Source organism: Stenotrophomonas sp. RS-48, from assembly GCF_030053245.1.
Lineage (GTDB): Bacteria > Pseudomonadota > Gammaproteobacteria > Xanthomonadales > Xanthomonadaceae > Stenotrophomonas > Stenotrophomonas maltophilia_P.
In genome coordinates this window covers 23,474-40,655 of record NZ_JASGBV010000075.1, presented here as the reverse complement: position 1 = coordinate 40,655, position 17,182 = coordinate 23,474, and the positions used below count along the sequence as shown (strand labels likewise).

Below are 17,182 nucleotides of genomic sequence, written 5' to 3'. Positions count from 1 at the left end.
CACACCACCGGTCAGCTCGGCTTCGCAAACACGTCCAGGCCCTTGCCGGTCTCCAGCAACGATTTCAGGCTGGACAGCACGATTGGCCAGCCCTGGCGGATGCCGGTATCCATGCCGCTGCCGGGTTCCAGATCGTCGTGGGTGACTGTCAGCCGCACCATGTCCTGGTAGGGCACGATCTCGAAGGTGACGCGGCTGTAGCTGTCCGGGTTGTCGGCCTGCGAGGCCGCAGCCCAGGTGATGACCAGTCGCGAGGGTGGGGTGCTTTCCACCACTTCGCCGACCAGCTCGACCGAGCGCGTTTCGTTGGCGCGCACATGCTGCCAGCGCGAGCCGGGTTTCCAGTCCGACACGTTCTCGTGGCCCCAGTAGCGGCGGGCGATCTCGGGCCGGGTGATGGCCTCGAACACCTTCTGTGGCGTGGAAGCGATGTAGATCACGTGGATGAAGCGGGTGGACGCTGCGGACATCGTCATTCTCCTTCCAGTTCTCGTTTCAGGTCATGCAGCAGGCTCAGGCGCTGCTGCTCGAACTTGCGTACCCAGCGCTCGTAGACGTCATGCAGCGGCACCGGGTTGATGAAGTGCAGCTTCTCGCGGCCACGGCGCACCGTGCTGATGAGGTTGGCGTCTTCCAGCAGGCCCAGGTGCTGGGTGACCGATTGCCGGGCCATGTCCAGGTGTTCGCACAGCTGGCCCAACGTCTGGCCGTTGTCAGCGCAGAGCAGGTCCAGCAGCGTCCTGCGCGTGGGGTCGGCCAGGGCCTTGAACACCTTGTCTGCATCCATGGTGGACAGAATAGGCAGGTAAATACCTGCATGTCAACCGCCGTCGGTGGATCGGCTCACGGCCTCCCACTGGTCGATGCGGCTGGACATGGCCTGCAACTTGTCACGCACGCGTTGCACGGCATCGCTGCCCAGCAGCAGGTGGCTGGGCGGTGCGTCGCTGTCGATGATGTTCAGCATGGCCTGCGCCGCTTTTTCCGGATCGCCCAGCTGATGACCGCTCTTGGCCTCGCGCGTACGGCGGATGGGATCGAACAAGGCGTCGTAATCTTCAATGCTGCGCGGTGCACGCACCATCGAACGGCCGGCCCAGTCGGTGCGGAACGATCCCGGCGCGACGGCTGTGACGTGGATGCCGAACGCGGCCACTTCCTGGCCCAGCACCTCGCTGATGCCTTCCAGTGCGAACTTGCTGCCGCAGTACCAGGCGATGCCGGGCAGGGTGATGAAGCCGCCCATCGAGGTGATGTTGAGAATGTGGCCACGGCGGCGCGCGCGCATATGCGGCAGCACGGCCTTGATGAGCGCGGCGGGGCCGAACACGTTGACCTCGAACTGGTGGCGCAGTTCGTCCAGCGTGGATTCCTCGAGGATGCCTTCGTGGCCATAGCCGGCGTTGTTGACCAGCACGTCGATGGCGCCGATGCCGCTTTCGATGGCATCGACCAGCGCGTCGATGGAGGCGTGGTCGGTGACGTCCAGCAGGCGGCCGAACGCGCGGCCGGGGGCGAGGGATTCAAACGCCTGGCGGGCCGGTTCGTTGCGCACGGTACCGACCACGCGGTGGCCGGCCTGCAGGGCCTGTTCGGCGAGGGCGCGGCCGAAGCCGCTGCTGACGCCGGTGATGAGCAGCAGAAGGGAGGGGGACATGGTGATGGCCTCATGGAAAGCGGGCTTGCACAGTAGTGCTTGTGGGGGATGCCCTACAGGCCTAAGCTTCGGCCGATCTTGCCTATTCCTCTGAGGTGTGCGGTGCGGTCTGGCGATGATCCGGTGCAGCAGGATGCGCAGGCGCGCATGGTGGGGCTGCTGCAGGCGTTGGCGCCGGAGGAGGGCTACACGCTCACCGCCGTGCCGGGCGTACGCCTGCTGCGCTCGAACCGGCCGCTGGCGCGCACGCCGGTGCTGTACGACCCGGGCATCGTGATCGTCTGCCAGGGCGTCAAGCGCGGCTACCTGGGCGGGCAGGTCTACCAGTACGACGCGCAGCACTACCTGGCGGTGTCGGTGCCGGTGCCGTTCACCATGGAAACCGACGCGTCGGCGGAGGCGCCGTTGCTGGCGATCTACCTGCACCTGGACCTGCAACTGGCGGCGGAGCTGCTGCTTGCGCTGGACGCGCATGAGGCGCCGGGGCAGACACACGCGCGCAGCATGATGGCCAGCCCGATGGACCCGCCGATGCAGGCCACGGTGATACGGCTGCTGCATGCGCTGGGCGACACGCGGGAAGCGGCAGTGCTGGGCCCGGCGCTGGTGCGCGAGGTGTACTTCCGCGTGCTGACCGGCGCGCAGGGCGCTGCGATGCGTGAGGCGCTGGCCATGCGCGGCCGTTTTGGCAGCATCGGCCGGGCGTTGCGGCAGATCCATGTGGCCTATGCCACGGCGCTGGACGTGGCACGCCTGGCGGCGGAGGCGAGGATGAGCGTGGCGACCTTCCACGATCACTTCCGTGACATCACCGGCACCTCGCCCATGCAGTACGTGAAGTCCACGCGCCTGCACCAGGCGCGGTTGCTGATGCTGCGCCAGGGGATGACCGCCGAGGCGGCGTCGCTGGCGGTGGGGTATGCCAGCCCGTCGCAGTTCAACCGGGAGTTCAAGCGTCTGTTCGGCCTGCCGCCGGCGGCGGAAGTGGCGCGGATGCGGCGCAGCTTCGCGGTGCCGCCCGCGCCGGCCGGTGCGCTGTATGTGTCTTCCCACTGAACGGCGCGGGTCGGCCCGTTGACAGGCCTATCTACCTACTAGTAGGTTTGCACCCATGAAAGAGTCGCTGTCCCCGAAGGCGCTGGAGATCCTGGCGCAGGCCCGTTCCCTGCTGGAAGCCGGTGGTTACAACGGTTTCAGCTACGCGGACGTGTCCGCGCGGGTGAACATCAGCAAGGCCAGCATCCATCACCACTTCCCCAGCAAGGCCGATCTGGTGCGCACGGTGGTGGTGCTGTACCGGGCCGAAGCGCGCGAGGGACTGGCGCTGCTGGACCGGCAGCTGGGTGATCCGCTGCTGGAGCTCAACGCCTATGTCGATTACTGGTCCAGCTGCATTGCCGGCGGAACGGCGTCGTTCTGCATCTGCGCGATGCTGGCCGCGGAAGCACCGATGATCCCGGTGGAGATTGCCGAGGAGGTGCGTGGCCACTTCGAGGACCTGACCGAGTGGTTGACCCGTACCCTGCTGAAGGGCGCTGCGCAGGGGCAGCTGCGCCTGCAGGGCCCGGCGGACGACGAAGCCAAGGCGTTCATGGCGTCCGTGCATGGTGCGATGCTGGCGGCGCGGGGGTTTGGCGATGCGGCCACCTTCGCGGCCCTGGCGCGGCTGGCGATCGCGCGGGTGAGCGCCGCCTGAGAACTGTATGCCGAAGGCCTGCGGCAACGCGGGTCTTCTTTTTGTCCATCAAGCCTACCTACTAGTAGGTTCACTGAATCCAACGGAGCACTCCCATGCCACACCCGCTGTCCGCCCTCGGCGTCATCCACACTGCCGTCAGCCTGCTTCCCATCGTGGCCGGTCTCTATGGCTTCGTCCGCCACCGCGCGATCGATCCGGCCACGCGTGCCGGCAAGCTCTACCTGCTGGGCCTGGTGTTGTCGGTGGCAACCTCGTTCACCGTGTCCAGCACGGGCGGACTCAATCCCGGCCACGCCTTTGGCGTGATCGTGCTGCTGGTTGCTTTCGGCGGCGTGCTAGCCGCGCGCCTGCGCTTCCTGGGGCGGGCGGCGCGGTATCTGTCCACCTTCGCGTTGTCGTTCAGCTTCCTGCTGTCGCTGGTGCCGGGCGTGAATGAAACGCTGACCCGCATCCCGGTGGCACATCCGATTGCGGCCGCGCCGATGGCTCCGGTCGTGCTGCAGACCCTGCTGGGGTGTTTCGTGGTGTTCGTGCTCGGTTTCATCGCACAGTGCTGGCGGATGCGTGGCCGCCGCTGAGAACAGGCGCTGCGGCGACGCTGCTCAGTCTGCCAGCGGTGGCGGCGCGTCTTCGCCATAGGTGGCGTAGGCGCTGCCGCAGGTGGCCACCGCAGCGGCCGCCGCGGGCAGGCCAGTAGCGCGGATGCCGCGCCGCGTATCGCGGTCGAATATTTCCGCGTAGCGTTCGGCGGCCAGCGCGTCATCAGGCAGCACATACAGCAGCACGCGCTGCAGGGTTGACTGGCCCTCCAGGGGCTGCGGCGTGCGGAACGCCGGTACCTGCACGCGGGCGCTGTGCCAGCGCATCGGCTCGCTGCTGGTCTGCCAGCGGACCTGCAAGGGCTGATCGAGCGGAAGCAGCGCGGCGCCGTCCGGGTAGCCGTAGGCGGTGCAGTCCGCGGGCGGCGTCCGGATGTTGGCGATGGCGCCGTCACCGATGTCCAGCGTGAGGCCATTGACCTCCATCCGCACGATGGGCGCGCCGCCGTAGTTGTGGACCTTGAACAGCACCAGGCCTTCGAAGCGGCTGCGCTCCAGATCATCTGCGGTAGTGCCGCTGAGGCGTGCGAGCGCGGGCGCAACCTCCACATGATCGCGGTAGTGGTAATAGAGGTGCACCAATTCCGGCGTGCCCGGGCGCCTCCATGACGCGTTGAAGGGCGCAAGGTCCGGATAGGGGGGGCGCAGCAAGGGCACGTCGGTGACGGCACGATCTCCGGAGGGCGTGGCGTAGCGGTAGTGGTCCACCGAGCGCTTCAGGCGTCCGCCTTCATACGGGAATGCCCTGTCTGCATCGGACTGCGCGTTGGGGTAGCGGTGGAAGGCGATGAAACGTTCGGGCGTGTCGCTCTGCATGGGCAGGTCCGGCCCAGCGCCAGAGCCGGTGGATGCATACGGCGAGGTGTCCAGCCACAGCGGCTGCCCGCTGAGATTGACGTGCAGTTCCGCGATGGCGGCACGCGAGCCGCCGGCGAGGCTGTCCCAGGTGTTCTGCAGGGACTGCCACAGCGGAACGATGAGCATGGCTGCGGCGGTGGGCACGAACATCACGGCGTGCACGCGGCCGGGCACCTGGCCACGGTCCCGTACCATGTAGCGCAGCCACGCCAGCACAAGCACCAGCAGCAACGGTACGCCCACCCAGATCGCCAGGGTGGCCAGCGCCACAACGCCCCAACCCAGATTGGGGGTGGCCACGGCGATGAGCGAAAGGGTGGCGATGAACGCCGCCAGCACCAGCGACACGCCTATCCCGAAGCGGTAGTTCCTGTAAGGGCGGTCAGTCATCACCGTTCCATCGGCCTGCGGGACATGGCGTTATCTTGCCGGTCCGGTGACGGAGTGGAAAGGCGGACGTTGCCGCGGGCGCAGTTCAGCAGCCGACCAGTCGATCGGCTGCGATGCCCTGCCGATGCAGGCTGCGGTACTCGGTGGGGCTGGCATCGACCAGCCCGCGGAAATGGCGGCGGAACGATTCCTGCGAGCCGAACCCGGCCTGATCGGCGACCCAGTGCAGCGGGCGGTCGGTGGTTTCCAGCAGCTCGCGGGCGAAAGCCACGCGCTCGCGGATCAGCCAGTCGATGGGTGACAGCCCAGTGGCGTCGAGGAACTGCCGTTGCAGGGTGCGCTGGCTCAACGCGGCCTGTTCGGCGAGGCTGCCCAGCGAGTGCGGTTCGCGCAGGTTGCGCCGCATCCATTCCATCAGCTTGGCCAGGCGTGTCGGCTCGCCGCTGGGAATGGCACGGCTGACGCGCTGGCTGCGTCCGGCATCACGCCAGGGCGCCAGCACCAGGCGCTCGGCAACGAGGTTGGCCACGCGTGCGCCGTAATCCTTGCGCACCATGTGCAGCATCATGTCCATGCCGGTGGCCGAACCGGCCGAGGTGATGATGCTGCCGGCGTCGACGTAGAGCACGTCGTCGCGCACGCCGATGCGGGGGAACTGCTGCGCAAGCGTTTCGGTGAGCCGCCAGTGGGTGGTGGCCTGACGGCCATCGAGCAGGCCGGCCCAGGCCAGCACGAAGGCGCCCGAGCAGATCGAGGCGATGCGGGCGCCGCGCGCGTGGGCGCGGACGAGCGCATCAAGCAACGCCTGCGGCGGGCGTTCACTGGGTTCGCGCCAACCGGGAATGACGATGATGTCCGCATCGTCCACCGCGTTGAGATCATGCGGCAACTGCACCTGCGTATTGCCGAGCATGCGCAGTGCACCGGGTTCGCCCGCGCACAGCTGCGTGCGGTACCACGCCACGCCCAGTTCCGGACGCACCGGTGCGAACAGGCCCACCGCACAACCGAACTCGAACAAGCCCTGGCCGTGGCAGGCCACGATGGCGACGGTCGGCGCGGTGGGATCGGCAGCGTGGATGGGCATGGCCTGATGCTACCGGTGATGGTGCATGCCGCCGCGTGGCATGCGGTCATGAGGTGATGCCTGCGGGATATATGGCGGCTGGGGTCGGATCCGTTTCCTTCGAAAGGGATCCGACCCCATGCAAGTGCGCTGCCTAACGTCATTACCAGCGGTCATGTGGGTGGCCGGATGTTACGGCTGGGTGACGCGATCACGCCTGTCGTGGCGGGTGAACAGGCCCTTGAATGGAAGCGTGTTTCCGGCCCACCCCACGAGCCCCCATGCCTGCCGCCTACGCCCCTGTCCTGAGTCCTCTTGCTGTGTTGATCGCCGCCGCCCTGGTAGCGGCCCCCGTGCATGCGGCAGACGCCGATGCGCAGCCGGCAACCACAGCGGCTGCCGCCAACGTCGCTGCATCCACCCTGGACGCAGTGGTGGTGACCGGCTCGCGCACCAGCACGCGCACGGTCAAGAACAGCTCCACGCCCATCGACGTGATCTCCGCCGAGGATCTTGCTGCGACCGGGCAGGCCAACCTGCTCGAAGCGCTGCAGCGCAGCCTGCCGTCGCTGAGCCAGATCGGTGGCTACCAGAGCGACCAGGAGAGCCTGATCCGCGGCTATCAGCTGCGCAATCTTTCACCGGGCTACACGCTGGTGCTGGTCAACGGCAAGCGCCGCAACGCCAGTGCGTATGTGAGCGGTGCCAATGGCGGCGGCTTTCCTGGCCACGCCTGGGCGGATCTGGCGCTGATTCCGGTGTCGGCCATCGACCACGTGGAAGTGCTGCGCGACGGTGCCTCCGCCATCTACGGCTCGGACGCGATCACCGGTGTGGTCAACGTCATCCTGAAATCGCAGGCACAGGGCGGTGAGGTGTCGGTGGAGAGCGGGCAGAGCATCGATGGCGACGGTACGCGTACCAGCGTGCGCGCCAACGTCGGCCTGCCCTGGGGCGAGGACGGCTTCGTCAATCTCTCGGGCGAGACCACGCGCCAGCACCACGCGATCCGGACGCGACGCTACATCGATGGCTATCTGAGCTATCCGGCGATCGATGCCAATGGCAACCGGGTCGCGCTGCGGCCGAACAACCGCCTGCCGGCCGGTGCGACGCCGGACCCTGCCGAGGCCACGCGCGATGCCGAAGCCAACACCATCCTCAGCTCACCGTCGTATGCGCTGAAGGCGTTTGCGGTGAACGTGGGCCATGGCCTGGGTGAGAGCGCGCAGTTCTACGCCAACGCCACTGCCAGTGACCGCACCGCGCAGGCGATCCAGAACTTCCGCCTGCCGGCCACGATCTTCACCACGTACCGGACACCGGGGGTGCTGAGCGTGTTTCCCGACGGCTTCCTGCCGGTGCTGGAGACCAAGGAGAAGCAGTACACCGGCACCGCCGGCGTGAAGGGGCAGCTGGCCGGCTGGGACTACGACGCCAGCCTGACCGGCAACCGCAGCACGGTGCGCACCTATACCCGCAACTCGGTGAACTACTCGCTGCCGTACCCGGGCTCGCCCACCGACTTCTATGACGGCAAGCTGGATTACCAGCAGGGCATTGCCAACCTGGACCTGCGCCGGGGCTTTGAGGTGGCGGCCTTTGCCTCACCCCTGGAAGTGAGTGCCGGTGCCGAGTACCAGCACGAGCGCTACGAGCGCGGGGCAGGGCAGTGGGAGTCGTACACCGGATTCGGTGCCGCTGCGTTTGTCGGCTACTCCACCGCCGACGCGGTGAAGGCCACGCGCAACAGCAAGGCGGTGTACGTGGGGGCGGCGACCAACGTCACCTCGCGCTGGTACCTGGATGCGGCCGCGCGCTGGGAAGACCATTCGGACTTCGGCAGCGTCTCGACCGGACGCTTGACCAGCCGCTTCGACATCACCGACGCACTGGGCGTGCGTGCGACGGTCAGCAACGGCTTCCACGCGCCAAGCCTGGGCGCGCAGTTCTACCAGGCCACGGGCAGCTGCCCGTGCGGTACGACGCTGGTGGCGCAGGTGTCCTCGCCCGCTGCGGTGGCACTGGGTGCCACCCCGCTGAAACCGGAGAAGGCCACCAACTACAGCATCGGCGTGACCTGGGACCCGAGCCCGGCCTTCCACCTGGCCGTGGATGCCTACCAGATCGACATCCGCGGCCAGCTCGGCCAGTCCAGCCAGATCGGCTACAACGCGCAGGATCCGGCGCGCATCACCGACAACAGCGGCACCGTATTGACCTCCGCGCAGAAGAACACGATCGATGCGCTGCTGGGTTCGGCCGGCATCAGCATCCTGCCGGGCGACGCGTTCTATGCCAGCTACTTCACCAACGTGGGCGACACCCGCACGCGCGGCGTGGAGCTGACGCTGGAGGCGAACCAGGACACATCGTGGGGCAAGCTGCGCTGGAGCTACGCCGCCAACGTCGGACGCACCACGATCCGCAGCGTCAGCGCCATTCCTGCGGCGCTGCAGGGGCTGCCCAACATCAACCTGCTGACGAAGTCCGGCGAGTACGCGTTGCGCTTCCGTACGCCCAGCTACACCCAGGTGGCCGGACTGGGCTGGCAGAACGGACGCTGGCGCTCGAATGTGGACGTTACCTACTACGGGTCGATCAAGCGCCTCAACAACGGCGTGGAGTACAGGCAGCCACCGGTGCTGGTGACCAACCTGTCCGGCGGTGTGGAGCTGGGCGCGGGCTGGAGTGCGGCGCTGGGCATCAACAACGTGTTCGACAAGCGCACCCGCAAGGTGCCGGAGTACGCGCGCAGCGCCACCGACGTGGCCAGCATCGAGACCACCTGGGACAGCGGTGACGTGCTCAGCAGGATCGGCGCGTTCTGGTACGGGCGGGTCAATTACCGGTTCTGAGGTTCAGGCATGGCGTCGTCGGGCAGCGTCCGGCGTTACCGAGGAGAGTGGCATGTCATCTGGGTTGAAGATTGTTGCGTTGATCGGTTCGCCAACGGCATCGGCGAATTCGCGCACGCTGTTGCTGGTACGGCACCTGCTGGAGGCGCTGCAGCAGCGCCTGCATGCCAGCGTGACACTGGTGGAGCTGGCGCCGATTGCACGCGCGCTGGGGCAGACGCTGTCGCGCAGCGAGGCCGAGCCCGCGGTGGAAGAGGCGCTGGCCACCCTCGAGGATGCCGAGCTGCTGGTGGTGGCCGCACCGGTCCATCGTGGCTCGTACCCGGGATTGTTCAAGCACCTGGTGGACTTCATCGACCTCGAGGCGCTGGTGGACACCCCTGTGCTGCTGGCGGCCACCGGGGGCAGCGAGCGGCATGCGCTGGTGATCGACCATCAGCTGCGACCTTTGTTCAGCTTCCTGCAGGCGCATACGTTGCCCATCGGCGTGTACGCCACACCAGCCGATTTCGATGGCGAGCAGATCAACAGCGCGGCGTTGCAGGCGCGCATCCAGTTGGCTGCCGAGCGCGCTGCCGGGCATCTGCTGCCGCATGCCGCCAGCGGGCCGGCGCCCCTGCGCCGCATCGCCTGAGCTGCCCATAACGGCCAGCAGTCTGCTTATTGCCAACCTGCATCTGCGTGGCCGGATCCGACCGGCGATTGTCGCCAGCAGGTACGGGCGCGGCGCACAGCTTCTCTAGCATCGATAGCGAAACGGCACTTCATTGCCGGCCCAGACGAGGACGAATCCGTGGCTGCAGCTGCCTCCCCCAAACCCATTCTGTTCCTGCTTGATCGCGAGTTCGTCGACGGCCAGTTGCCGGGCCAGCGCTTCTTCTGCCGGCACAGCCTGCTGCTGGAAGGCGCGCTGTCCAGCATCGACGGCCTGGATGCACAGCTGGACGTGCGCCGCATCGGCTTCGCGCGGCCACGCCGCGAGGTGATCGCGGCGGTGGGCGAGCAGGACCAGTCGCTGCCGAAGCTGGTGCTGCCGCAGGGCGTGCGCAGCGAACACGCCAACGGTGCCTACCAGGACCGGCAGTACGTGACCGGTGCCGAGCCGATCCTGGCCGCACTCAATGGCCTGCTTGGCATTCCTGTGGCCCACCCCTGAGCGAGGACGCGGACATGAGCTACCTCATCAGCGTGCTGGACAAGAGCCCGGTGGCCGAAGGCGCAGGCGCCGAGCAGGCGCTGCGCAACAGCCTGCAGCTGGCCCAGCGTGCCGAACAGCTGGGCTACCACCGCTACTGGTTTGCCGAGCATCACGCGGCACCGACCCTGGCCAGTCCGGCGCCGGAGGTGCTGGCGGCATGGGTGCTGGCACAGACCCGGCGCATCCGCATCGGCAGCGGTGGCGTGATGCTGCGCCACTATGCGCCGTACAAGGTGGCCGAGAACTTCAACCTGCTGGCGGCGCTGGCGCCCGGACGCGTCGACCTGGGGGTGGGCAAGGCACCCGGTGGCCTGCCGGCGTCCACCGCAGCGCTGGCCGCGGGGCGGCCGGCCTTCGCCGATTTCGATCAGCAGCTGCGCGATCTGGAAGGATTCCTGTCCGGCTCGCTGGCCGAAGATCATGCGCATGCCAATGCGCAGGCGCGGCCGGTGCCGCAGGTGGCGGCCGAGCGTTTCCTGTTGGGCGCCAGCCCGCAGAGCGCACGGCAGGCGGCGGAGCTGGGCTGGCGCTTCGTCTATGCCGCCCATTTCGACGGCGACCCGAAGCACATCGAAGCGGCGTTCGAGGCCTATCGCGCCGTATCCACGCAGCCGCCGTTGCTGGCCACCGTCGCTTTCGCGGCGCCCACCAGCGAAGCGGCGGCGCGCCATGTCGGCGCATTGCGTGTCTACAAGCTGCACCTCGGCCCGGGGCAGACGGTGAACCTGCCCAGCCCGGACGCCGCGGCCGAGTATGCCCGCCAGGTCGGCGTGACCGACTTCCGTATCGAAGAGACGCGGCCCAGCGTGCTGTCGGGCGACGCGCAGCAGGTGCGCGGGGAACTGGACGCACTGCACCGCCGCTTCGGCGTGGGCGAATTCATCCTCGATGCGCCGGTGGCCGACCTCGACGCACGCCTGGCATCCCTTGAACTGCTGTCGCCCGCGCCACGCGCGGCGGTGGCCTGACCTGCAGGAGCGATACCCATGAGCAAGACACCGCGCCCCATCCCGTTCGGCATCATGCTGCAGGGACCGGGCAGCCACATGCATGCGTGGAAGCATCCGTCCAACCCGGCCGATGCCAGCGTGAACCTGGACTTCTACATCGACATCGCGCGCACGGCCGAAGACAACGGCATCGCGTTCGGCTTCGTTGCCGATGGGCTGTACATCAACGAGAAATCGATCCCGCACTTCCTCAACCGCTTCGAGCCGATCTCGCTGTTGTCCGCGCTGGCCACGGCGACGAAGAAGATCGGCCTGGCCGGCACGCTGTCCACCTCCTACAGCGATCCGTTCACCGTGGCCCGGCAGTTCGCCTCGCTGGACCTGATCAGCGGTGGGCGCGCCGGCTGGAACGTGGTGACCTCGCCGCTGGAAGGATCGGGCCGCAATTACGGCCGCCCGCATCCGGAACATGCGCTGCGCTACCAGATCGCCGACGAATACCTGGAGGTGGTGCAGGGCCTGTGGGATTCATGGGACGACGATGCCTTCATCCGCGACCGCGAACAGGGCACCTTCTTCGCCGCCGACAAGTTCCGCCGCCTCGACCACAAGGGCCGCTTCTTCCAGGTCGAAGGCCCACTGAACATCCAGCGCTCGGCGCAGGGCCAGCCGGTGATCTTCCAGGCGGGCTCGTCCGACGACGGCATCGCGCTGGCCGGCAAGTATGCCGATGCGGTATTCACCCACTCGCCCTCGCTGGAAGAAACCCGTGCCTTCACCCAGAAGGTGAAGAATTCGGCCATCGCCCACGGGCGCAGCGGCAATGACGTGAAGATCTTTCCGGGCATCGGGCCGATTGTCGGCCACACCGCCGAGGAGGCCGAAGCCAAGTACCAGGCGATTGCCGCACTCGCGGGCCTGGACGATGCGCTGGCCTACCTCGGGCGCTTCTTCGACCATCACGATTTCACCCAGTACGATCCCGACGCGCCGTTCCCCGAGCTGGGCGAGATCGGCAGCAATTCGTTCCGCTCCACCACCGATCGCATCAAGCAGGATGCCCGCGAGCAGGGCTTGAGCCTGCGCCAGGTCGCGTTGCAGGCGGTGAGCCCGCGGCCCAACTTCATCGGTACACCCGAGCACGTGGCCGACGAGCTGATCCGCTGGTTCGAGGCGGGCGCCAGCGATGGCTTCATTCTGGGGTTCGCGGCGCAGCGCGAGGGACTGGACGATTTCGTGACCCTGGTGCTGCCGATCCTCCAAGCGCGCGGGTATCACCAGCGCGAGCTGGAAGGGAAGACGCTGCGCGACCACCTGGGCCTGCCGTACAAGGCCAGCCGTCATTCGACGGCCGCCGAACCGGCGCGGAAGGTGGGGTGAGGCGATGAATGTACTGCGCCGGGCATCGTTGACTGTGGCGCCCACCGGGCCGACGGGCGTGCTGCCTGAAATAGCCGCACGCGCCGATGAGGCTATCGCCATCCGCCGCGACCTGCATCGACACCCGGAGCTCGCCTTCGAGGAGCATCGCACCAGCGCACACGTAGCCGAACTGCTGCTGCAGTGGGGCTATACGGTGACCACGGGCGTCGGCGGAACCGGCGTGGTCGGAACGCTGCAGCGGGGGCAGGGCAGCCGCCGGCTCGGGCTGCGCGCCGACATCGATGCGCTGCCGATCCAGGAGGCGTCCGGGCTGCCTTATGCCAGCCAGAACGAAGGACGGATGCATGCCTGCGGTCATGATGGCCACACTGCGATCCTGCTGTCGGCGGCGCATTACCTGGCCCGGCACGGGCGCATCGATGGCACCCTGCAACTGGTGTTCCAGCCGGCGGAAGAAACCGGCTCCGGTGCGTCAAGGATGCTCGCCGACGGTCTGTTCGAGCGCTTTCCGGTGGATGCGATCTACGGACTGCACAACTGGCCGGGTGTGCCGGTGGGGCACTTCGGCTTCGTCGACGGACCGGCGATGGCATCGGTGGACTGGGCACGGTTGAGGGTGATCGGCAAGGGCGGGCATGGTGCGGAACCACAGGGAAGCGTGGATCCCATCCTCGCCGCCGCGCACATCGTCACCGCACTGCAGAGTGTGGTGTCGCGCAATGTGGACCCGCGGCAGATGGGCGTGGTGACGGTCGGTTCGATCCACGGTGGGCAGGCGGCCAACGTGATTCCCGATGTGGTGGAGCTGACCCTGACCGTACGCGCCTATCTGCCCGACGTTCGCGACACGCTGCGCCGTCGCGTGACCGAGCTTGCCGAGCAGACCGCCGCCGCGTTCGGGGCGCGCGCCGAGATCGAGTTCCCGCGTGGCTTCCCGAGCGTGATCAACCATCCGCAGCAGACCGCCTATATCCGTGAGGTGGCTCTGCAGGGATTCGGCGCAGGGCAGGTGCTGGATGCCTTCGCGCCGCGCACCGCCAGCGAGGACTTCGCCTTCCTGCTGCAGGCCCGGCCCGGAAGCTTCGTGTTCGTCGGCAACGGTGACAGTGCGCCGCTGCACAGCCCGCGCTACGTGTTCAACGATGCGGCCATCTCCCCTGCCGCCAGCCTCTGGGCGCGGCTGGCCGAACACTATCTGGTGGAGGACGCAGCATGAGTACGGCACCGTTCGAGGAGCGCTTCCTCTACACCTCGGTGGACGATCCACTGGCGCGGCCACTGTTCGATGGGCTCGAACAGGAGTACGACAGTCGTTACGCCGATGTGCGGCGACGCATCGGTGGCAGTGCGCGCGAGGAGTTGCAACGCTACCCGGCGCAGGCATTCGCTGCGCCGGTGGGAGCGTTCGTGCTGCTGCTGCGTGAGGGTGTGGCCATTTCCGGCGGCGCGTTCATGCCGCACCGCGACCCGGATACGGCCGAGTTCAAGCGCATCTGGACACTGCCTGGCCTGCGCCGCCAGGGCATCGCCCGGCGGGTGCTGCAGGAGCTTGAAGACCAGGCCGCACGCCAGGGCTATCGCCGCGTGTACCTGACCACCGGCTTCCGCCAGCCTGAGGCGGTCGGCCTGTACCTGAGCCATGGCTACACCGCACTGTTCGATCTGTCTGCCGACCCGGAATCGATCGCCCATCTGCCGTTCGAGAAGCAGCTGCGGGCACCGGCGCGTCCGCCGGCATCAAGCACTGCCGCCGTGCAGGGAGTCCACGCATGAGTACGCCGTCCACCGCGATCGAGGGTCTGGCCGCGCGTCCGGCACCGGCATTGAAGATCGTGCCGGCGCGGCATCCGCTGCAGGTGTTCGGCACGGTCCTGGCGCTGGCATTGATCCTGATCGGGCTGCAGTCGGTACTCGGCAATCCACGTTGGGGCTGGGGCACCTTCGCCGAGTGGTTCTTCGCCCGCCCGGTGCTGGAAGGGCTGGGTCGCACGCTGTTGCTGACCGCGCTCGGCACCGGCCTGGGCTTCGCGCTGGGCACGCTGCTGGCGCTGGCACGGGTATCCGGCTCGCCGTTGTTGTCGGCGGTATCGTGGGGCTACGTCTGGTTGTTCCGTTCGATTCCACTGCTGGTGCTGTTGCTGCTGCTGAACAATCTGGGTTATCTGTACAGCACGATCGAACTGGGCATTCCGTTCACCGGCATCAGCCTGTTCTCGTATCCCACCACCCAGCTGATCGGTGTGTTCACGGCTGCGGTGCTGGGCCTGACACTGAACCAGGCGGCGTTCTCGGCCGAGGTGATCCGCGGTGGCATCCTCTCGGTCGATCACGGCCAGTATGAAGCAGCGGCCGCGCTGGGCCTGCCGCGCGGCCGCCAGGTGCGGCGCATCATCCTGCCGCAGGCGATGCGTTCGATCCTGCCGGCCGCCTTCAACGATGTGATCGGCCTGGCCAAGAGCACGTCGGTGGTCTACGTGCTGGCGTTGCCGGAGCTGTTCTACACCGTGCAGGTGATCTACCGCCGCAACCTGGAGGTGGTGCCACTGCTGATGGTGGCCACGGTCTGGTACCTGGTGATCCTGACCGTGCTGTCGCTGCTGCAGCGGCGCGTGGAGCAGCGCTTCGCACGTGGCCAGCTGCAGCGTGAGCGCAGCGTGTCGCGGGTATCCTCGCCCGCGCCGCGTGCGGCATCGCCGGTTGCCGTGCGGCCGCGCATCGCGAGCGCGGCCGAGGCCGGACAGGGAGCGCCGATATCGCTGCACGGTGTCGGCAAGGCGTTCGACGGGCAGCCGGTACTGGAGGACATCACCCTGGAACTGCGCGGCGGCAGCGTAACGGTGCTGATCGGCCCGTCCGGTGCCGGCAAGTCGACCCTGCTGCGGCTGATCAACCACCTGGAGCGCGCCGACACCGGCTTCGTCAGCGTCGGTGGCCAGCTGATCGGCTATCGCCGTGACGGCGACACCCTGTACGAGCTGCCGGAGCGCGAGATCCGCCGCCGTCGTGCCGAGGTGGGCATGGTGTTCCAGGGCTTCAACCTGTTCCCGCACCTGACCGCGCTGGAGAACATCATCGAGGCGCCGATGGCGGTGCGCGGTGTGCCGCGTACGCAGGCCGAACAGCAGGCGCGCGTGCTGCTGGAGCGCGTCGGTCTGGCGGACAGGGCCGATGCGTTCCCGCGCCAGCTGTCAGGTGGCCAGCAGCAGCGCATCGCCATCGCCCGTGCACTGGCCCTGCAGCCGAAGGTGCTGCTGTTCGATGAGCCGACGTCGGCGCTGGACCCGGAACTGGTGGCCGAAGTGCTCAGCGTGATCGAAGAGCTCGCCCGTTCCGGCACCACGCTGGTGATCGTCACCCACGAACTCGGCTTCGCCCGCCGCGTTGCCGACCACGTGGTGATGATGGACCAGGGCCGGGTGATCGAGCAGGGCACGCCCGAGGCCGTATTCGAACACCCGCGCCAGCAGCGCACCGCCGATTTTCTCGCCAAGACCCTCTGATCCGGATGTGACCCCCATGAGCCCTGCAACGTCTCGTCGCCCCTCGCGCAGCACCCTGCTGGTCATCGCTGTGCTGGTCATCGGCATTGCCGGCATCGTCTATTCACGGGCACGGCAGGCCCCGGAGGCCGTGCCCGCAGCGACCAGCAGCCTGGCCGGTGCCGGCGCGCCAGCGCTGCGGGGGACCGTGGATCCGAAAGCGCAGGCGCTGGTTCCGGCGGACTTCCGCTTCGTGACGCCGGGCGCGTTGACGGTCGCGACGCATCCCGGTCAGTTGCCGCTGGCCGACTATGGCGCCGACAGCAAGGAAGTGATCGGCATCGAGCCGGATATCGCACGGCTGGTGGCCGATGCGCTGGGCCTGAAGTTGGTGGTGGTGCCGGTCGCCTGGGCCGACTGGCCGCTGGGACTGGAGTCGGGCAAGTACGACGCAGTGCTGTCCAACGTAACCGTGACCGAAGAGCGCAAGAAGAAGTTCGACTTCTCCAGCTACCGTTATGACCTGCTCGGCATCTATACGCGCACCGACGGGCCCATCCAGAAGATCGAGAAGCCGGCCGATGTCGCTGGCCTGAAGGTGGTGGTCGGTGCCAGCACCAACCAGGACCAGATCCTGCGGCAGTGGGATGCACAGAACATCGCGGCCGGGCTGGAGCCGGTGCAATACCAGTACTTCGATGATTCGGTGGTCGGCCGCCTGGCCGTGATCACCGGCCGGGCCGATGTGTCGTTCGAACCCAACGCCACCGGCGCGTACTCCGCGCGCGATGGCAAGGTGCGGCGCGTTGGCCTGTTTCCGGGCGGTTGGCCGAACGCTGCTGCGATCTCGGTCACCACGCGCAAGGGCAGCGGCCTGGCCGATGCGGTGACCCAGGCGCTCAATACCCAGATCGGCAGCGGCACCTACGCACAGGCACTGGCGCGCTGGAACGTGACCGAGGAAGCCGTGCCGCAGTCGCAGACCAACCCGCCGGGCTTGCCGGATCTCTGACGCCGGGCATGCCCCGGCACCAAGGCTGCTTCT

Annotated in this window: 17 protein-coding genes; 12 read left to right on the top strand and 5 right to left on the bottom strand. The window is 67.7% G+C overall.

From position 1 onward, the window contains the following. Positions 1–11 precede the first annotated feature (11 nt). Genes QMZ25_RS14010 through QMZ25_RS14000 form a run of 3 tightly spaced genes read right to left on the bottom strand, consistent with a single transcriptional unit; the run spans position 12 to position 1,657 of the window. Complete coding sequence (locus QMZ25_RS14010; RefSeq protein WP_053517575.1) at positions 12–470, bottom strand: SRPBCC family protein; 459 nt, start codon at positions 468–470, stop codon at positions 12–14. A 2-nt stretch (positions 471–472) separates the two neighbouring features. Further along, positions 473–787 carry a metalloregulator ArsR/SmtB family transcription factor gene (locus QMZ25_RS14005; RefSeq protein WP_053517574.1) on the bottom strand — a complete coding sequence of 105 codons (315 nt, stop codon included), beginning with the start codon at positions 785–787 and terminating at the stop codon, positions 473–475. A 33-nt stretch (positions 788–820) separates the two neighbouring features. Further along, entirely contained in the window at positions 821–1,657 is an 837-nt protein-coding gene (locus tag QMZ25_RS14000; RefSeq protein ID WP_283219816.1) for an oxidoreductase, read from the bottom strand. A 102-nt stretch (positions 1,658–1,759) separates the two neighbouring features. Here QMZ25_RS14000 and QMZ25_RS13995 point away from each other — a divergent pair, with 102 nt between their 5' ends. From QMZ25_RS13995 to QMZ25_RS13985, 3 genes are all read left to right on the top strand, one after another. Beyond that, positions 1,760–2,713 (top strand): AraC family transcriptional regulator, encoded by a 954-nt coding sequence (locus QMZ25_RS13995; RefSeq protein ID WP_283219815.1) that lies wholly within the window; start codon positions 1,760–1,762, stop codon positions 2,711–2,713. Positions 2,714–2,768: 55 nt separating this feature from the next. Further along, a complete protein-coding gene (locus tag QMZ25_RS13990; RefSeq protein WP_193396291.1) occupies positions 2,769–3,353 on the top strand; it encodes a TetR/AcrR family transcriptional regulator in 585 nt (194 codons plus the stop codon). Positions 3,354–3,448: 95 nt separating this feature from the next. Next, positions 3,449–3,934, top strand: a complete 486-nt coding sequence (locus QMZ25_RS13985; protein ID WP_053517571.1) for a hypothetical protein — start codon at positions 3,449–3,451, stop codon at positions 3,932–3,934. Between the two features lie 24 nt (positions 3,935–3,958). Here the strand turns inward: QMZ25_RS13985 and QMZ25_RS13980 are convergent, their stop codons facing one another. Both QMZ25_RS13980 and QMZ25_RS13975 read right to left on the bottom strand, forming a co-directional pair. Beyond that, complete coding sequence (locus tag QMZ25_RS13980; RefSeq protein ID WP_283219814.1) at positions 3,959–5,203, bottom strand: hypothetical protein; 1,245 nt, start codon at positions 5,201–5,203, stop codon at positions 3,959–3,961. Positions 5,204–5,288: 85 nt separating this feature from the next. Continuing rightward, positions 5,289–6,290: a helix-turn-helix domain-containing protein gene (locus tag QMZ25_RS13975; RefSeq protein ID WP_065181364.1), complete on the bottom strand. Its 1,002-nt coding sequence runs from the start codon at positions 6,288–6,290 to the stop codon at positions 5,289–5,291. Positions 6,291–6,550: 260 nt separating this feature from the next. On the opposite strand from QMZ25_RS13975, the gene QMZ25_RS13970 reads away from it, so the two are divergent. The 9 genes from QMZ25_RS13970 (at position 6,551) to QMZ25_RS13925 (ending at position 17,149) form a co-directional block, all read left to right on the top strand. Beyond that, positions 6,551–9,127 carry a TonB-dependent receptor gene (locus tag QMZ25_RS13970; protein WP_180875931.1) on the top strand — a complete coding sequence of 859 codons (2,577 nt, stop codon included), beginning with the start codon at positions 6,551–6,553 and terminating at the stop codon, positions 9,125–9,127. Between the two features lie 52 nt (positions 9,128–9,179). After that, on the top strand, positions 9,180–9,761 hold the full coding sequence (msuE, locus tag QMZ25_RS13965; protein WP_283219813.1) for an FMN reductase: 582 nt from the start codon (positions 9,180–9,182) through the stop codon (positions 9,759–9,761). Positions 9,762–9,920: 159 nt separating this feature from the next. Beyond that, complete coding sequence (locus tag QMZ25_RS13960; protein ID WP_053517565.1) at positions 9,921–10,283, top strand: DUF3088 family protein; 363 nt, start codon at positions 9,921–9,923, stop codon at positions 10,281–10,283. A 14-nt stretch (positions 10,284–10,297) separates the two neighbouring features. Further along, complete coding sequence (locus tag QMZ25_RS13955; RefSeq protein WP_053517564.1) at positions 10,298–11,293, top strand: LLM class flavin-dependent oxidoreductase; 996 nt, start codon at positions 10,298–10,300, stop codon at positions 11,291–11,293. Between the two features lie 18 nt (positions 11,294–11,311). Beyond that, on the top strand, positions 11,312–12,655 hold the full coding sequence (locus tag QMZ25_RS13950; RefSeq protein ID WP_053517562.1) for an LLM class flavin-dependent oxidoreductase: 1,344 nt from the start codon (positions 11,312–11,314) through the stop codon (positions 12,653–12,655). A gap of 4 nt (positions 12,656–12,659) precedes the next feature. After that, the gene (locus tag QMZ25_RS13945; RefSeq protein ID WP_283219812.1) at positions 12,660–13,874 is read left to right on the top strand and encodes a M20 aminoacylase family protein; all 1,215 of its coding nucleotides are present in this window, start codon (positions 12,660–12,662) and stop codon (positions 13,872–13,874) included. Beyond that, the gene (locus QMZ25_RS13940; protein WP_065181368.1) at positions 13,871–14,431 is read left to right on the top strand and encodes a GNAT family N-acetyltransferase; all 561 of its coding nucleotides are present in this window, start codon (positions 13,871–13,873) and stop codon (positions 14,429–14,431) included. Before QMZ25_RS13945 ends, QMZ25_RS13940 begins: the two co-directional genes overlap by 4 nt. Beyond that, on the top strand, positions 14,428–16,158 hold the full coding sequence (locus tag QMZ25_RS19215; RefSeq protein ID WP_081279752.1) for an amino acid ABC transporter permease/ATP-binding protein: 1,731 nt from the start codon (positions 14,428–14,430) through the stop codon (positions 16,156–16,158). The genes QMZ25_RS13940 and QMZ25_RS19215 overlap by 4 nt, the downstream gene beginning before the upstream one ends. Positions 16,159–16,174: 16 nt before the next feature. Continuing rightward, on the top strand, positions 16,175–17,149 hold the full coding sequence (locus QMZ25_RS13925) for an ABC transporter substrate-binding protein (protein ID WP_197600491.1): 975 nt from the start codon (positions 16,175–16,177) through the stop codon (positions 17,147–17,149). Positions 17,150–17,182 lie beyond the last annotated feature (33 nt).

What these genes read in the sequence shown, in the direction of transcription:
- QMZ25_RS14010 (WP_053517575.1), bottom strand. Translation starts at nt 470, where the DNA reads ATGTCCGCAGCGTCCACCCGCTTCATCCACGTGATCTACATCGCTTCC.
- QMZ25_RS14005 (WP_053517574.1), bottom strand. Translation starts at nt 787, where the DNA reads ATGGATGCAGACAAGGTGTTCAAGGCCCTGGCCGACCCCACGCGCAGG.
- QMZ25_RS14000 (WP_283219816.1), bottom strand. Translation starts at nt 1,657, where the DNA reads ATGTCCCCCTCCCTTCTGCTGCTCATCACCGGCGTCAGCAGCGGCTTC.
- QMZ25_RS13990 (WP_193396291.1), top strand. Translation starts at nt 2,769, where the DNA reads ATGAAAGAGTCGCTGTCCCCGAAGGCGCTGGAGATCCTGGCGCAGGCC.
- QMZ25_RS13985 (WP_053517571.1), top strand. Translation starts at nt 3,449, where the DNA reads ATGCCACACCCGCTGTCCGCCCTCGGCGTCATCCACACTGCCGTCAGC.
- QMZ25_RS13980 (WP_283219814.1), bottom strand. Translation starts at nt 5,203, where the DNA reads ATGACTGACCGCCCTTACAGGAACTACCGCTTCGGGATAGGCGTGTCG.
- QMZ25_RS13975 (WP_065181364.1), bottom strand. Translation starts at nt 6,290, where the DNA reads ATGCCCATCCACGCTGCCGATCCCACCGCGCCGACCGTCGCCATCGTG.
- QMZ25_RS13970 (WP_180875931.1), top strand. Translation starts at nt 6,551, where the DNA reads ATGCCTGCCGCCTACGCCCCTGTCCTGAGTCCTCTTGCTGTGTTGATC.
- msuE (WP_283219813.1), top strand. Translation starts at nt 9,180, where the DNA reads ATGTCATCTGGGTTGAAGATTGTTGCGTTGATCGGTTCGCCAACGGCA.
- QMZ25_RS13955 (WP_053517564.1), top strand. Translation starts at nt 10,298, where the DNA reads ATGAGCTACCTCATCAGCGTGCTGGACAAGAGCCCGGTGGCCGAAGGC.
- QMZ25_RS13950 (WP_053517562.1), top strand. Translation starts at nt 11,312, where the DNA reads ATGAGCAAGACACCGCGCCCCATCCCGTTCGGCATCATGCTGCAGGGA.
- QMZ25_RS13945 (WP_283219812.1), top strand. Translation starts at nt 12,660, where the DNA reads ATGAATGTACTGCGCCGGGCATCGTTGACTGTGGCGCCCACCGGGCCG.
- QMZ25_RS13940 (WP_065181368.1), top strand. Translation starts at nt 13,871, where the DNA reads ATGAGTACGGCACCGTTCGAGGAGCGCTTCCTCTACACCTCGGTGGAC.
- QMZ25_RS19215 (WP_081279752.1), top strand. Translation starts at nt 14,428, where the DNA reads ATGAGTACGCCGTCCACCGCGATCGAGGGTCTGGCCGCGCGTCCGGCA.
- QMZ25_RS13925 (WP_197600491.1), top strand. Translation starts at nt 16,175, where the DNA reads ATGAGCCCTGCAACGTCTCGTCGCCCCTCGCGCAGCACCCTGCTGGTC.